Origin of the sequence: Paenibacillus sp. FSL K6-1318 (assembly GCF_037976905.1) — a bacterium.
GTDB classification, from domain to species: domain Bacteria; phylum Bacillota; class Bacilli; order Paenibacillales; family Paenibacillaceae; genus Paenibacillus; species Paenibacillus amylolyticus_A.
On the sequence record NZ_CP150270.1, the window covers coordinates 6,226,755 to 6,243,432 of the forward strand.

General features: G+C 51.3%; 13 protein-coding genes. 1 reads left to right on the plus strand and 12 read right to left on the minus strand.

Translation table 11 applies throughout. The annotated features are described in order from the left end of the window. Positions 1 to 168: 168 nt before the first annotated feature. Positions 169 to 1,101, plus strand: coding sequence for a hypothetical protein (locus tag NYE45_RS27895; protein ID WP_339788286.1), 933 nt, complete (start codon positions 169 to 171; stop codon positions 1,099 to 1,101). Positions 1,102 to 1,594: 493 nt separating this feature from the next. Here NYE45_RS27895 and NYE45_RS27900 read toward each other — a convergent pair whose 3' ends face one another. From NYE45_RS27900 to NYE45_RS27955, 12 genes are all read right to left on the minus strand, one after another. Next, on the minus strand, positions 1,595 to 3,187 hold the full coding sequence (locus NYE45_RS27900; RefSeq protein ID WP_340014780.1) for a DEAD/DEAH box helicase: 1,593 nt from the start codon (positions 3,185 to 3,187) through the stop codon (positions 1,595 to 1,597). A 504-nt stretch (positions 3,188 to 3,691) separates the two neighbouring features. Then, positions 3,692 to 5,143, minus strand: a complete 1,452-nt coding sequence (locus NYE45_RS27905; RefSeq protein WP_340014781.1) for a SulP family inorganic anion transporter — start codon at positions 5,141 to 5,143, stop codon at positions 3,692 to 3,694. An 886-nt stretch (positions 5,144 to 6,029) separates the two neighbouring features. Continuing rightward, positions 6,030 to 7,700, minus strand: coding sequence for an AarF/ABC1/UbiB kinase family protein (locus NYE45_RS27910; protein WP_237177321.1), 1,671 nt, complete (start codon positions 7,698 to 7,700; stop codon positions 6,030 to 6,032). Beyond that, the gene (locus NYE45_RS27915; RefSeq protein ID WP_062836874.1) at positions 7,701 to 8,081 is read right to left on the minus strand and encodes a phasin family protein; all 381 of its coding nucleotides are present in this window, start codon (positions 8,079 to 8,081) and stop codon (positions 7,701 to 7,703) included. A 63-nt stretch (positions 8,082 to 8,144) separates the two neighbouring features. Beyond that, a complete protein-coding gene (locus NYE45_RS27920) occupies positions 8,145 to 8,783 on the minus strand; it encodes a ThuA domain-containing protein (protein WP_340014782.1) in 639 nt (212 codons plus the stop codon). 43 nt (positions 8,784 to 8,826) lie between these two features. Beyond that, positions 8,827 to 9,546, minus strand: coding sequence for an SDR family oxidoreductase (locus NYE45_RS27925; RefSeq protein WP_062836872.1), 720 nt, complete (start codon positions 9,544 to 9,546; stop codon positions 8,827 to 8,829). A 182-nt stretch (positions 9,547 to 9,728) separates the two neighbouring features. Continuing rightward, positions 9,729 to 11,237, minus strand: coding sequence for a cobyrinate a,c-diamide synthase (locus tag NYE45_RS27930; protein WP_340014783.1), 1,509 nt, complete (start codon positions 11,235 to 11,237; stop codon positions 9,729 to 9,731). Positions 11,238 to 11,436: 199 nt separating this feature from the next. Then, positions 11,437 to 12,531 (minus strand): cobalamin biosynthesis protein, encoded by a 1,095-nt coding sequence (locus NYE45_RS27935; protein ID WP_340014784.1) that lies wholly within the window; start codon positions 12,529 to 12,531, stop codon positions 11,437 to 11,439. Further along, the gene (gene cobM / locus NYE45_RS27940; protein ID WP_076332461.1) at positions 12,524 to 13,321 is read right to left on the minus strand and encodes a precorrin-4 C(11)-methyltransferase; all 798 of its coding nucleotides are present in this window, start codon (positions 13,319 to 13,321) and stop codon (positions 12,524 to 12,526) included. The genes NYE45_RS27935 and cobM overlap by 8 nt, the downstream gene beginning before the upstream one ends. After that, positions 13,318 to 14,034 (minus strand): precorrin-2 C(20)-methyltransferase, encoded by a 717-nt coding sequence (gene cobI, locus NYE45_RS27945; RefSeq protein WP_145324591.1) that lies wholly within the window; start codon positions 14,032 to 14,034, stop codon positions 13,318 to 13,320. Before cobI ends, cobM begins: the two co-directional genes overlap by 4 nt. Before the next feature lie 32 nt (positions 14,035 to 14,066). Then, a complete protein-coding gene (gene cbiE / locus NYE45_RS27950; RefSeq protein ID WP_340014786.1) occupies positions 14,067 to 15,347 on the minus strand; it encodes a precorrin-6y C5,15-methyltransferase (decarboxylating) subunit CbiE in 1,281 nt (426 codons plus the stop codon). Then, the gene (locus NYE45_RS27955) at positions 15,310 to 16,446 is read right to left on the minus strand and encodes a cobalt-precorrin-5B (C(1))-methyltransferase (RefSeq protein ID WP_340014787.1); all 1,137 of its coding nucleotides are present in this window, start codon (positions 16,444 to 16,446) and stop codon (positions 15,310 to 15,312) included. The genes cbiE and NYE45_RS27955 overlap by 38 nt, the downstream gene beginning before the upstream one ends. Between the last annotated feature and the right edge of the window lie 232 nt (positions 16,447 to 16,678).

The window sequence follows — 16,678 nt, forward strand, 5'->3', positions numbered from 1 at the left end:
AAGCTATAGAAGGGAACGGATTATGGTTACATACGGATGCCTCGCCATATTGTTTCTTTTTGTCATCATAAAGGGTTTTGCACTCCAGCTTCATCGGCGGAAACCGGTCTCCCGCGAAGACACGGATCGTACTCTCTACACTATTCTGAATGGTGAGCGTGATTGAGCATGAGTACTAAACTAGTTGTATCCATACGACCATTTCATCGAACGACCTATGCTTATGAAAAGTTGCAAGTCTGCTCCCGTTGTGGACAGTATACCTGCCTGTGGGAAGATGAGTGCACGGCCTGTGGCCGAGGTACCCTGAACTCCGTTCAGGAGAAAGCGACTTCCCGTGTAAAACGCCGGATTGCACGCGACCTGTTCATTACGATTTTGTTCGGTGCAGCGGCTACCTATTTCGGCGAGACCATAGATCAGACCATGGCGGCAGCCAGTGTTTCCCTGCTGCTTCTGGCCTTACTGATCTTCATGCAGAAACGTTCGTTCGAGGTAGAGCAGCAGCGCGAGTTGAAGCGCACGTTGCAACAGGATGAGGAACTCATCCGCCAGGGCATCAACCGCAACTGGGCTCTGGTCGCCGAAGCCCGAAAGCAGGATGAAGCACTTGCCTATGAGATGCTCCGCGAGATCGGCTCACTCGTCTACAATGACCGGATTCGACTGCAACAGGTTGCATTGTTGCAATCCTTTGTCCTGCGCAGTGATATGGACCTTCAGCTCAAGCCCTTGCTGCTACACAGTTTCGAGCGGCTGCTCGCTGAATATATCGGTGAGATTGCACGGCTTAAGCCGGATTTGATCCGTGAAGATGCGATTCGTTATATCGCGACCTATGAAGTGAACATTTTACAGCTCCACAACGGAATTCAGATTCTTACAGCCGTTGCTGCTGCTGCCGTGCGCAAGAGCAAATATATTGAGTTATTCCCTAGTCTTATTACCCGCTACGCCCGCTTTATGCCCAAAGATCGATTCATGAGACTTTATCACACGATTGAACGCTATCCGAGCAAGGCACGCGGGGGACTGGCAGAGTCGGTAGGCCGGGTGTATAACGAGAAATATCGGGATCAATACGCAGATGTTCATGTGTAGGGATGATAAATCGAGATAGAAAAACGTAATTTAGTGCAAACTCACTCCGTGTATATAGACGAATGCAATTTCATCCACCCCTGCATGCGCATCAGCACCACAGATCGAAGGTTATGCTTCTAATGATATAAGAAATGATCCAAAAACACCCCATCCTTAGGTCTAGGATGAGGTGTTTTGAAGTTTATGGCAGTTTGCCACGTACTATGCGAAGTACACGGACAGAAAAGAAAAACTAGATGGGGAATATCTAAATGGCATCTTCCATGGATCAAGCAGGCGCGCAAACAGACACTCGCAGGTGACAAAAACAATAAGCGGAAATGATCATCTGTCCTGGTGAAAAAGGGCCGCGACGTGGTTCCGTCGCGACCCTTGATCTGAGGGTTCGGTACATGTGTACCCGAACCCTCTCATATGTGCCATGCCAATCTCTGTGGCATGGCACAGTGCCTGCGCAATTGCGGCTACATCGCCGCTTGCGCCAAAAGCTTTACCGTCCGCGACGAGAATCGCGACGGTCACCCTTCGCCGGTCCGCGTCCTGCGGATTCCGGACGGCGAGAGCCTTCGCTGCTGCGCCCGGAGCTGCGCTTGTCGGCGCTACGGCCTGCCCAGCCGCTGCTAGCTGCACCGCGTCCGCCTTGGCCCGCTGCACCGCGACTGCTGTCGCTGCTGCGTGCAGAACCACGGCCTGCGCTGCGCTCGTCGCCACTGCGACCTGCACCGCGGCCACCTTGACCGGCTGCACCACGACTGCTGTCGCTGCTGCGGCCACCGCTACGACCACCACTGCGGCCGCCTTCGCCACCGCGGGAACCACGCCCCCCACGTCCGCCATCTCTGCGATCGTTACGGCCTGCACCGCGACGGGCACTGCCTGTTCCGGAAGAGCGTCCGCCTGAACGTTCGTCATCACCCTGACTGTTGATGGAACGTCTAGCTGCTCCAGTTGAAGCAATTGGACCTTCGCTCGTCCACTGGATACGGGACAACTTCTGGTCGATCCCTTGTTCAATACGTGCAAGCTCCGGTCTGTCGTGCTCTGTTGCAAACGTTACAGCAAGACCTGTACCGCCTGCACGGCCCGTACGACCGATCCGGTGAATATAACTTTCCGCATCATGCGGCATATCGTAGTTAAATACATGCGTTACGCCTTCAACATCAAGTCCACGTGCAGCTACATCTGTAGCAACGAGCACTTGCAGTTTGGCATCACGGAACGCTTTCATTACGTTCTCACGCTTGGATTGGGACAGATCTCCATGAAGTTCATCACTTGCATAACCTGCTTCACGCAGATCTTGGTTCAGCTTGGATGCACGACGCTTGGTCCGGCAGAAAATGATCGCCAAGTATGGACGATACGTATCAATCATGCCACGAAGTGCTTCTAATTTACCGCGATCCGTACATTCCAGCACTTGCTGACGAATCTGTTTGATCGGAATAACAGATTGGGAAGATACTTTTACATCTTCCGGATCTTTCATGTAGGTCTTCGCCAGGTTGCGAATACCCTTCGGCATCGTTGCTGAGAACAGCATTGTCTGACGTTTATGTGGCAGCTCGCTAAGAATCGTCTCCACATCGTCCAGGAAGCCCATGTGCAGCATTTGGTCGGCTTCATCCAGCACCAGTTTTTTCACATTATCAAGCTTCAACGTGCCCCGACGCAGGTGATCCAGGAGACGCCCTGGTGTACCAATAACGATCTGGGTGCCGTTCTGCAATTTACGCAGCTGCTTGTCCACATCCTGCCCACCGTATACGGCAAGTACATGCAGTTTATCGTCGTTTGCCGTGAGCTTCTTCGCTTCTTCCGTAATTTGCAGCGCAAGCTCACGCGTAGGCGCGATAATCAGCGCTTGCGGGGAGCGGTCGGATACGTTAATTTTCTGAATAATCGGCAGCAAAAAAGCCAGCGTTTTACCTGTGCCTGTCTGTGCCTCAGCAATAATATCACGTCCACCCAGCAGTACCGGAATCGAACGCTCCTGTACCGGAGTCGGCACGGCGATGCCCTGATGTTTCAGGATCTCGCACCATTCCGGGCGAATGCCCAGTTGTTCAAAGTTTGCCAATCGTTACACCTCTGTATATTCATTTAGATAAGTCCATTTCATAATGACCTTAGTATCAGTATCTGCCATCAAGACTAGTTTTCCTTATATCAATCATGATTATGAAATGAATTTTTTAAAAAGCAATCCACTCGTTGCTCTTCTTCTCCATACCCTGTAGTTTACACGTTAGTCAAGCAAAACAAAAGGGGATACAGCGTTACACCCCCAACTTGTAGCACAAAATTCCAAGATCAGCGTGACTTGTATCGACCAAGTGAGTTTGAGGTTGGTTATACGGCCGCTTCAATATCAATCTCATAGCCATAATAAGCTGTACACACCACATCCTCTAATAAAACAACGACGCCCTCTCCCCATTTTAGATTAGGGAACAAGTGCGCCGCTGATTAAAAAGTATCTTTTTATATTGTCTACTTCATAGGGATGTCTAATATCTGCTCAGTTTGAGGTTTCATCTTGTCTGCGTAACCACATTACGACTTGCACCTTCGTCCAACCAAGTTACGAGCCGTGTCCTCCGGCTGTGGCATATCCACTTCGTTCAAGAATGCGAGTGCTCTCTTCGTTCAACCCGCGCAGGTGCACGGTTTTGCCAAGCTTCGCGTATTTGAATTTCACTTTGCCAATAGCCACAACCGCGGTATTATCCCAGATATGTGACCTTCCGAAATCAATCGTGATCTCCTTCGGATCAGCCTCTGCATCGAACTCATCCACAAAGCGGGACGAAGAACCGAAGAAGAATGGTCCGTGAATCCGGTATACCTTCTGCCCTTGCTCCTGGCTCGCCTGTACGCGGATCTTGGTCTGTTTCCAGCCAAAATGTAGCACACTGAGCACAACGCCGACCATGACCCCGATCGACAGATCGTGAGTATAGACCACAATCGCCACCGTCACGATCATGACAAAGGCTTCCGCCCGCGGTACGCGAGCAATATTTTTGATGGAGCTCCAGTCGAATGTTCCGATACACACCATAAACATCACACCGACGAGCGCACCCATCGGCACCTGTTTCACCACACCGCTAAACAGCAGCAACAGGATCGCGAGAAACGCACCCGCAGTAAATGTCGATAATCTTCCACGTCCGCCAGACTTCACATTAATGACCGACTGCCCGATCATCGCACAGCCGCCCATACCGCCAAACAAGCCGTTCACGAAATTTGCGATCCCCTGACCACGCACTTCACGGTTCTTGCTGCTCTTGGTCTCGGTCATCTCATCCACGATGGTTGCGGTCAGCAGGGATTCCAGCAAACCAACCAGTGCCATGGTGAATGAATAAGGCAGCAGAATCATCAGCGTGTCCCAAGTCCATGCAATATTCGGCAAATGGAACATCGGCAGAGTACTCGTTATATTCCCCATGTCACCGACTGTTCTTACGTCGAGATGAAACACCAAGGTAATAATCGTCATCACGATGATTGCAATGAGTGGAGCTGGAACGCCTTTGAAAAACCGTGGCAAAATATAAACGATCGCCAGCGTGCCCGCTACCATCGCATACATGATCCAGTTTGCTCCCGTGAAGTGGGTTAACTGCGCCATAAAGATCAGTATAGCCAGTGCATTCACGAATCCGGTCAGTACCGAATGAGGCACAAACGTAATAAACCGTCCAACCTTAAATATGCCCAGTAGAAACTGGATAATGCCCGTCAATATAGTCGCTGCAAAAAGATATTCCACGCCATAATCCTTGACGAGTCCAACCATCAGTACCGCCATGGCACCGGTTGCCGCCGAGATCATACCTGGTCTTCCACCAGCAATCGAGATCACAATCGCAATCGTAATCGAAGCGTACAATCCGACCATCGGATCGACACCGGCAATGATGGAGAAAGCAATGGCTTCCGGAATTAACGCCAGCGCTACCGTAATGCCTGCCAGCACGTCTCCCCGAATGTTGCCAAACCATTGTTGTTTTAAAGTATTCATATGTTCTTTGCCGTTCCTCCTACGTGTATTCCTTATAATGGACAATCCTACTGAAGAGTAACGGAAGCCGTTCACACTAACCAACTACCCAGGACAGCACAAAACAACGGATTTCTCTCCGTATCATTCGCCTATGCTCTTGCCTGAGCTGCATCATTCTTCGCCATCCGTATAACCTTGACGGGTTAATGAGCGCTCACGTCGTTTCCGTTCCAGTGTGTACCGCTGGTGTTCCATTACTGCCTCAGTTGTCTTACTCGTGCGACATCAGGAGCTGATCCTGATGCCAATAGGTTTTTCCCTCTCAGAAAAACCGGGTCCGTTAATGTACTGACCTATTATTATAGTCACTGGACTGGATATGTACTAATACAATTAAGGCGAAAAAACTGAACCTTATCTCCTATTATCTTAATCTTTCTATAATTTACTCACCCATGCTCTATTCAAAACAAATAATCTCACTGCCGCAAAAGGGTAGCGACGTATCAAACGCATTTTCACGCCATCAAGCCCATAGCAATTCATACTTCACTACCTCTTACTTAACCGGATGATCCGGATCTTTGGCGCTTCACATATCTCTGCATGGGTATCTAGGCTCTAGTTTCTGGTCTGCCTGCCTCTCCTGATCCAATACGGTAGCAGATAGAACATAGCGACAATGCCCGTGGCTATCAGACTGACCCAAATCGCATTTAGGGTTAGGGTCTGTGTCACCAGATAATATGCAAGAATCCCGGTTAAAAACGTTAGAACAAGGTTACTGACCATCTTTTTCAAAGTACCCCACCCTTTCATCTCTATAGAGTTATGCAAAATAATACAAAAAACAACCCGCAAAGATCCTTTTGAAGAAAGTCTCTTTACGGGTCTTGTTGTTATGCTAGAATCTTCCCGATTTGAATATCGAATAGAGTAGGAAAGCCACCATCAGAATCGCTACCAGGAAACCAATCTCAATGACCGGAATATCCCACAGCATTGTGGATTGATGACTGATCGACGAACCGATAATCAGCCCCACCATGATGATACAAAAGGCAAGTAACACAATACTAAAGGACAGTCGGTTACTAATCTGGTCCATTCTGCGCATGAGTGCATCCAGTTCAGGGACACTGATCTCCAGCCTCAGCTTGCCTTTGCTAATAATGGATGATAACTGCCTTAACTGCCCTGGCAAACCAATGACACTCTCGGCCATATCAGCCGCACTGCGGAACAACCGATTCTTGATTCTTCCGGCGCTAAAACGTTCCTTGATCAGTTTCCGCCCAAAAGGCTCGGCCATATCTACAATGCTCAGGGAAGGATCGAGATGTTCGATTACACCTTCCATCGTCAGCAACGATTTACCGAGCAGAAGAATATCCGCAGGCATGACAACCCGGTGCCTCTGGGCTACGCCGAACAAATCATTTAACGCCTGACCCACACTAATCTTGGAAAAGGGAATATCGTAATATTTGGTACGCAACTTGTCCAAATCCACATGAAGCCCACGCAGATCCATGTCATCAGGCATCATGCCGAGCTTCTCAATTGCCCGGATCATACTGTCCGTATCTTTGCGCATTAACCCAATAATAAGCGAAGCGAGCTGTTGTTTCATCTCATCACTCAGACTGCCCACCATACCGAAGTCTATAAAAGCAAGACGGCCATCCTTCAATACCATCAGGTTGCCTGGATGTGGGTCAGCGTGAAAGAATCCCTGGATAAAGATCTGGTTTAATAAGGAATCTACCAACCGCTCTGCAATATTGTTCAGATCATGGCCTCGTCTGACCAGCTCTTCACGATCATTAAGTTTGATACCTTCGATATATTCCATAGTGAGCACACGAGACGAAGTCTGATCCCAGTAAATGGTCGGGATTTTGACCTTGTTATCCTGTTGATATTGCTGTGCAATCTTTTCCGTATTGCGTCCTTCGACCGTGTAATCCAGCTCGGCCATCAGTGCCTGAGCATATTCTTCGACCATTTGCGGAATCTGATATTGCTTCACCCAGTCCCAGCGCTTCTCAGCCATGGCTGTCAGCTCACGCAAAATATCCAGGTCACGCTGCACAATACGCGATATGCCCGGCCGCTGAATCTTGATGGCTACCGACTCACCGCTTCGAAGTTTGCCCAGATGCACCTGTCCAATGCTGGCCGCAGCTACAGGGGTATCCTCGAACCGGGAAAAGATCTCCTCCAGCGGTGTATCCAATTCCTGTTCCAAAATACCCCGTGCCGTCTCGGAAGAGAACGGCGGGACTTGGTCCTGCAACTTCACCAGCTCGCGAATGACAGACTCAGGCAATAGATCTGCCCTTGTGCTTGCGAGTTGCCCCAGCTTAACGAAAGCTGGCCCCAGCTCCTGCAGCACAAGCCTGATGCGTTCACTCAACGTTTTGGTGGTGTGTGCTTCACGCGACATCCACCGTCTGGGCAGAGCCAGCAGCTGGAACAAGCCCAGCTCCTCGACCATATAACCGAAGCCATGACGCACTAGCGCCATGGCAATTTCACGGTATCTGCCGACATGTTTGATTCGCACTGCCATCTACTCGATCTCGTTTCCTTTGAGAGGAGGAGGAACTTCAAGTGGAGCCGGGGATTCATCAGGTTGAAGCTGTGGTGAGTGGCCCAGTTCGGCAAGTTTTTTCTCCAGGACGGCAACGCGCTGTTCCAGACTGGTTACATCACTTTCGGATGCCACACCAGCTTCCTGAAGCACTCGTTTAACCTGTTCCTGAATCACCCGTTTGAGCTGACCTTGCTCTTCATCGCCCCGTTCCAGCAGGCGTTCAACCAAAGCTTTGGATTCACCGGGCGCAAGTTCCCCGCGCTTGACCAAATCATCCACGGTTTTCTCAATTTTCTCTTTGCTTACGACAGTAAGACCAAGCCCTAACGAGATCGCCTTTTTGAACAAATCGCTCATTTTTGTCATCCTCCTCTTCGTTGATCTCTATATTATACCCCTTATACTCCACATGCAAAAATGTCAGACGTAACGTGCAGCCCATTTGCCTGCTTGCAGGAGTAATTGACGGTACGTCTCGTGCGCAAAAGACGGCACATGGTGACCCGGCATAAGATAAACAATCCGGCCAACACCATATCGATGTGCCCAAACCGCGGGCTTCGGTCCTTCTTCAGACTGATATTCCAACAATACCTTCGTTTCGGCAAAAGAGCCAAATTCGAACTGATATGCTTCTTCCTCCATCGTAAAACTGGTAATGCCCTCCGTCACCGGATGGTTTTCCTCCGTTACGGTGAATTCAAGTGGTGCATAAGCCGGATGATGCAGGAACTTGGCACCGATCATCTGTTTGAGTTCATAACGATTTTGGAGCGAAATGCCGTTATGTATAATGACCAGTCCACCTCCATTACTTACATAGGACAACAAACCTGCTGTCTGCTGTGGAGAGACTTTACCCTTCCAATCGTCCATGTATGAGATACATACATCAAACCCGGTTATATTTTCTTGCAGTAGCATATTCCGATTCTCACTGCACTGCACAGTCATAGTATCATGGAAAATTCGGCTAATCTCCGCATCCACCCCCTGAAGCGGGTGCCAATCCGGATGTGTATAATCGCCAAGTAGTAATGCTTTTTTACGATGATCCATTCAATCAATCTCCTTTCTTGTTCACCTCACTGTATAAAACCAACTACCAGGGAAGCGTGTCTCCCTTGTAGTCCACATATGCGGGCTGATCTCCTTTAAACTGTTCATGGCGGTCGATAAGTACTGCGATATGCTGTGCAGATTGCTCGGGCGTGAGATCTGCAGAAGCATCCAATTCTCCCCGCATATAACTCTGTACCCAACCAGGATGCACAAGCATCACTTGTCCGCCTTCATCCTTCAGACCATTGTGCACAAGACGGGCCTGCATGTTCAAAGCAGCTTTGGACATACAATAGGCATACCAGCCATCCCGACTGCATTGCTCTATACTTCCAGCCTCGGAAGAGATATCAACAATCAGCTTGACCTGTCCTTGAAGAAGGAGGGGTAACAGGGAATGAGTCACACGCAGTGTACCTAAGGTGTTCACATTAAATACTTCAGCCATCTCCGCCATATTCAACGGCCCGCGGATATGATCCGTAATACTTCCTAGTATAGCCGCATTATTGATCAGCATATCCAGATGATTCGTATCCAGCTTCAATGTCTCCGTGAACAGAGCTACCGACAGGTCGTCCGCGATATCCAACTCGATCGCACGCAGATGGTCAGGATACCCTTCTGCAAGCACACGAATTCCTTCGGAATCCTCCACGTCCAGACCCGCCGCATACACGAGATAACCTCTCTTGAGCATCTGTGCCGTCAAAGCCAATCCCAAACCCCGGGCAGCTCCAGTTACACATACGGTTCTCATCACGATGTCCCTCCCTCGCATAATGATTCTGTCTTTAACTCATTCCACATATTCATCTGAAAACCTTTAATTGATCCTGGGGATCACCAACTTCACGACCAAAGTCTCAGGAGGCAAAAGCGAGATTAGAGCCATTTTGCTTATTGAATTCAGCTATCTCTATGAGCTATAAATAGCTGCTATTATCTCTGCATATATCGCTCCTGCCGATAGGCTAGACAATGCTCCACCCATCTTTGAGCGGCTGCCGGGTAAGAGCCCAGATGAACGTGCGTATACCCCGCCACAATGTTGCCAGCGGCATACCCTTCTTGCTTCAAGCCACGCAACCCCTTGGTCTCATACGCATAAGGGATCGTTTCTTCTTCACGATAGGTCATCGTGGAATAATGAAATTCATGACCCCGAAGCACCTCACCCTTTTTCAGCAAAAAGGAATCCTGAACACTACTAGCTTCACGATAGCCAAGCGCAGCGCGCTTCTTCTGCATCTGCACCTGTGCGGGGATAATACCCGCCATATCGAAGGTGATGCCCTCACGGTCGGTCAACGTTTCTCCGAGCACCATGTAACCTCCACACTCGGCAAATAAAGGCATGTTGGATTGTGCCGCCTGTCGAATTCCTTCCAAGAACCCTTGGTTACCAGCAATCTCTGCTGCAAATTCCTCGGGAAACCCACCGCCCAAATAGACGCCATCCACATCAGTTGGAATACCTTCGCCAGCGAGCGGACTGAAGTATTGTAATCGAGCCCCGGCCGCTTCGAGCAATTCCAGATTATCGGGATAATAGAAATTAAATGCCGCATCGCGCGCAACGGCAATGACAGGCTGTACCGCATATGATACATGTCGATTATTAACGTTGATCACTGAATTGGAAAGTGGATCGTAATTTGGGCCTGATTCAGCATCAGCAGGATCAGTACGGGCAATAGTCGTAGGACTCACTTCTTCTTCTTTTTCTGCATTCAAAGGTGGGGCACTTTCTGCCAGCTCCAGCAGAAGATCCAGATCGGTGCCTTCCATTAATACATCGGCAGCCCGCTGAAATAATGGTTCCAATTCACCGCGCTCGATGGCAGGCACCAGTCCCAGATGTCTCTCCGGGATGGACATGTCTTCGTCCCGCTTCAGCCAGCCGACCACCGGAATGCCGCACATTTGCTCAATGGCTTTTTTCACAATGGTATAGTGCCCCGCACTTCCACAACGGTTGACGATCACTCCGGCCATATTTAATTCAGGCTCCAACTGTTGAAAACCAAGAACAATTGCGGCCGCACTGCGAGCCATGCTGCGTACATCCACGACCAGGATCACAGGGGTCTGCGTGACCAGAGCAATCTCTGCAGTCGAGCCTGTATTGCTGAGCGGATCTTTGCCATCGTAGAGGCCCATAACGCCTTCGATAATGGAAATATCATGTCCCGCCGATGCTTTCTCGAACGTATGCCTCACGTATTCAGGCGATGTCATCCATGCATCCAGATTACGGGACAGTCTGCCCGTAACAGCGGTATGGTATGTCGGATCAATATAATCCGGGCCGCATTTGAACCCTTGTACACTCAATCCACGCTGAGCGAGTGCTCTCATCAACCCCAAGGTTACTGTCGTTTTCCCTGCACCACTTCCGGTGCCTGCGATGATCAGTCGGGGTCTGGCGTTACGATCTGAAATGTTCATTGTCATTTCCACCTTTACGTCTTTTCTTCTATATAACAAAAGCTTCTGATCGAAGCACTATCAAGGGTGTACATTCGTGTTTTAGTTGTTGCTCTTCTTGCGATTATCGAATTCTTCAGCTCCGCTGAAAACGTATAAATTCTATAATCTAAACAAAACCGCATCATATAGCGATGCGGTTAAGATTAATGCATACTCTTTATTCAGAATTGAATGAAATCCTTGCAACGGAGATCGTCAGATTGCCGCTCTTTTTCTTCTCAAGCAGCCAATGATCGGCTCCCGAGGAGAGCAACGCCGCAGGTTCACTTACACCATATGCTCCGGTATATTTGAACACCGTCTCAGAAGGATTCGCTAGCTTCACCGTATTCAGCTCCGCAGGGGTGTAGGTCACCAGTTCCCAGCCGTATTTGGCGCAGAGGGCCAACAGGCCTTCTTCATCTTTTTTCAGATCAATCGTGGCAATGTTGCGCACGCTCTTCACGGAAAGAGATAACTCCTCCAAGGCAGTGAGGACTTCCTGCTCCAATTCGTCTACGGATGTGCCGCGATTGCACCCCATACCGAGTACGAGGCTTTTCGGGCGATACAGTACGCCATTCGTGAGAAAACGCTCCTCTTCCTCTGCCGAAAGCAGACGGTCACTGACGACTAGTGCAGCGTTGAACGGGAATGATGCTGTTTCCTCCAGGCTGCTGAAGACACGGATATGATCTGGCACAGGTTTGTTATATCTCCACCAGTTCCGCTCCCCCGTCTCTTGAATGAGAGCTACTGGCTCTTCGTTGACAACAGCCGCACTGACAGGTGTTGCTTTGTCGAAGCTATCCACGATCCAACCCAACTCCCGGCCGAACATGTCCACCGGAATGGTACCTTGCACGTCTGAAGCCGTTGTGATCACCGCACGTGCGCCGAGCACTTCAGCGACCTGACGTGTCAACTCATTGGCACCGCCTAGATGACCAGACAGCACACTGATCACATTTTCGCCGCGGTCATCAATGACCAGCACGGCGGGATCAACTTTTTTGTCCACCAGAATCGGAGCAATCATCCGCACAACCGCACCCAAAGAGATGAATAGAATAATTCCGTTATATCGCTTGAACAAGTCAGGCAAAATCAGCTTTACCGAGCCTTCGAACAGCTCGTAGCCCAACTGCTCTTCATCCCCGCGTTCAAACTTGCTCATATAATACACGTCCGTGCCCTGGAACTGCCCCGCCAGATTACGCACCATCTCCACACCATGTTTCGTAATGGCAACAGCTGCAAATGGATTACTCACCGGACTTCACTCCCTTGCGATAGCCATGGGTGAAGGATTTGTCGTACAGCTTGGAACGGTGAGCATCCCGGTTCACGAGATCCGGATCAAGCGCCCAGCCTGCCAAAATCATCGCATGCATTGTAATGCCTGCGGCACGCAGATCCGCTGCCAGATTGGCAAGCGTGGTCCGTACAATCTTTTGATCAGGCCAAGTCGCCCGCTGCACAACGGCCACCGGTGTATCTTCGCTCCAGCCTGCGGCGAGGAATTCAACCACGACTTTTTTCGCCAAAGTTGCACTCAGGAAGAGCGCCACCGTACAGTGATGGGATGCCAGATCACGCAGTTTCTCCCGTTCAGGTACAGGTGTACGACCTTCTGCACGCGTCAGAATTACGGTCTGCGTCAGTTCTGGTACGGTAAGTTCAGCACCCAGCGCAGCTGCCGAAGCAAAGACCGAACTCACACCCGGAATGATCTCATATTCCACGCCCTGCTGTTTCAGCAGTACCATTTGTTCCAGAATTGCGCCGTACATCGCCGGATCACCAGTATGTACACGAGCTACGCTGCGACCCGCACGAGTCGCTTCACACATCAGCTCGACCTGACGTTCCAAGTCCATGCCAGAGCTTTGCAGCACTTCTGCTTCAGGCTTCGCAGTTGCGATCAGTTCGTCATTCACGAGGGAATCCGTATACAGCACCAGATCCGCACTTCTCAAAATGTTCGAACCCTTCACCGTAATCAGTTCCGGGTCTCCCGGGCCTGCACCTACGATATAGACTTTTGCTTCCAATGTCTTCATTTGCTCACCACCATCAGGCTCAGATATTCCAGCTCCTGCCCTTTCAGTTCACGGGCATCGCGCCAGACGAGTTCATATGGAGAAGTGACTTTGGTAACAACCGAAGCTTTGCCGCCGAGTCCCATCTCATCCAGTAATTCAAGCATCGGGTCAAGCACCTTTGCCACTTTGATAAATACAATCGTATCGTGATGCTCAATCGCCTGCCGCATCGCTTCTTTATCTGCCGTAGCCGGAATAATGCCCACCTGTTCGTCTCCGTCTGCCAGATGGATATCCAATGCTGCCGCTGCACCCAGTACAGAAGAGATGCCTGGAATCGAACTAATGGGCACTTCAGGATGCAACTCTCTCATTAACCGTGCCAAATGAATAAATGTGCTGTACAGGTTTGGGTCACCCTCGGTTACAAAGGCCACATCCTTGCCTTCCTTGAGCGCACCCCAGCATGCTTCAACGGTCTTGCCCCACTCGCGTTCGAGCACAACCGGGTCCTTCGTCATCGGGAAAATCAGGCCGAGCATCTCTTTCTCTTCCGGGTTCACATACAGTTCCACGATCTCGTGGGCGTACGATTTACCGCCTTTGCGCTTTTTCGGGTAAGCAACCACGGGACATTCCCGGATCATCCGGTACGCCTTCACGGTAATCAGCTCCGGGTCACCCGGCCCGACACCCACGCCATACAGCGTACCTACTGCTGCCGTACTCATGTTGTTTTCCCCCTTGTCCTGTCCTTGAAAAGTCATTCTGCCGCTCCAGCTTCCGCTTCCTCTGTTACTCCATGCTGTCCTGTGATCACGTAAATCGGATTCAATCCGTCAAAACGGGTCATGCTCAGGATCGGCTTGCTGCGCGCCGTCTGAAGTAACGTCACCGATGGGTCCAGGCCTGCTTCGCGCATGGCCTTCATGCTGTCATGCAGCGTCTCGATGGTCGCTGCATTCACCACGATGCGTCCCTCCGGGCGCAGCCGGGACGCACACAAGGCGATCAGCTGCGCGAGTTCGCCGCCGCTGCCGCCAATGAACACCGCATCCGGATTCGGTAGTTCGTCCAGCCCTGCTGGTGCTTTGGCATGAAGGACGGTAAAGTCTGTCCGGAATTTGATCCGATTGGCCTCGATGTTCACGAGGTCACCTTCATTTTTTTCGATGGCGAAGACTTGTCCCTGCGGCGCGAGCCGCGTGCATTCTACCGCCACCGAGCCGGAGCCAGCGCCGATATCCCACACAATGCTGTCCACGCCAAGTCGCAGTTCAGCCAAGCTGAATGCGCGGACCTCGCGCTTGGTGATCAGGCCTTTCTCCGGTTTACGCTGATGGAATTCCTCGTCGGCAAAACCGAATCCTCGGCGCGGCGCCGGTGCATCCTTGCGGCGCAGCAAAATCACGACGTTCAGCGGGCTGCATTCTGCTGCCGCCAGCTCGCCCAAGGTGTAATGGCGGGCACGTTCATCTGCCCCGCCCAGGTTCTCGGCAACGTAGGCATCATACTCGGTCATGCCGAACTGTTGCAGATAAGCCCCGATCGCAGCGGGGCTGTTGTGCTCGTCCGTGAGCAGCGCAATTTTGGCTTTGCCATCAATGCGCTGTGCGAGGCCCTTGAGCGGGCGTCCGTGCACGCTTTCGAGCACGGCATCGTGCCAGCTCTCGCCAAGCTGGGCAAATGCCAGCTGCAGCGAACTGAGATTAGGCCGGATCTCCAGTTGATCCGGGCCGATTTTGCGCGCTAAATACCCGGCGATGCCGTAGAACAGCGGGTCTCCCGAGGCAAGCACAACAACGTTGTGTGTGGCCTGCAACGCTTTTATTTTCACAACCAGATCGCTTAAACCGCTCTTGATTGCTAACTTCTCACCCGCAAATGCCGGGAAATATTGCAGCTGGCGCTCTCCGCCCACAAGTACATCTGCCTCCTGAATGAGATTCAGGCTATCCGTTGTCAATCCTGCCGCGCCTTCTTCACCCACGCCGATAATGCGGATTTTACGATTCTTTGCTCCAGTTGCTGTCTTCGAGTTCACTGATTTCCGCCCTCCCCAGTTCCATTCCTTTCATCGTTACCAATACCACTTCCACCGTTATGCCGCCTCCCGCATGTTCCAAACAGTGCTGGCAAGCATATGTACATAACTTTTCAAAATAGGGCAAGTACCCGGCCTCAGTCATCATATCTGCCACCTGAGTCGCCGTGTTGGCTTCCTCGATCGCTTGCGCCAGTTCATCTCCGGCTCCGGTCTCGCGGGCCACGGACGCAAGAAATCCAAAATCCACCGGCGCACTCTTGGAGTGCACCATCATGACGCCTTGAGCCACTTTGGCAAATTTGCCGGGCATCCCGACCAGACTAATGCGTTTCATGCCCAGTCGTTTACCATGTTTGATCGCAAAGCCGACAAAGTCTCCCATTTGGATAAAGGCTTCCTCTGGCAGCTCGGGCATCATTTTCATCGCGTATTTCTCACTACTGCCGCCCGTTGTCAGCACAATATGCTCACAGCCGGATGCCTGAGCAACGGAAATAGCTTGCACCACACTCGCTCGGTAGGCAGAGGTGGAGAACGGAACGACCACGCCGCGTGTACCTAAAATGGAGATGCCGCCCAGAATGCCGAGCCGGGAATTCAGTGTCTTCTTGGCGATTTCTTCGCCATCCGGGACGCTGATCACAACCCGCACCCCTCTGGCTGTGCCATGTTCGGCAAGCACCTGAGTGACGGCCTCGGTAATCATGCGGCGCGGAACGGGATTAATTGCCGCTTCGCCTACAGGCACAGGCAGTCCAGGCTTCGTGACCCGGCCTACGCCGATGCCTCCGTCCAGCTCCATACCCGGCTCGTCCCGCCAGGACACATGTGCGATGATCTTGGCCCGATGCGTGGCATCCGGGTCATCCCCGGCGTCTTTGATCGTGGCACAGGTCGCTACGCCTTCGGTCAGTTCCTGCTCGATCAGTTCGAACGAGTGGTCAAAGCCCGCGGGCAATGAAACCACGGCTTGTGCCGGCGTAACACCTGTTAACAGGAGCTGCGTCGCTCCCTTGGCAACGGCTGTGGCGCATGCTCCTGTGGTGAAGCCGGAGCGCATTGGTTTATCGGGGTCTGGTGTATTGCCGCCTTTCATGGGTTTTGAACCTCCCGTCCTTTAGTTAGCTAGTTTAAATGAGGTGGCATTACGCTGCGTACGTGGGTGGCTTTTGGCGCTTGGGTGGTCGCTCCGGAGACAAAGGCGAGTGTATGCTTCCGAAGTAGCTTTCTTGCAGAAAGCTTTTAGCTCCGCTTCTTCAGAATCGATTCCGTCCCCTTCGCTGCTACCTGCTTCTGCATCCACTTGGCACAGTGCGAAATGCCACCTC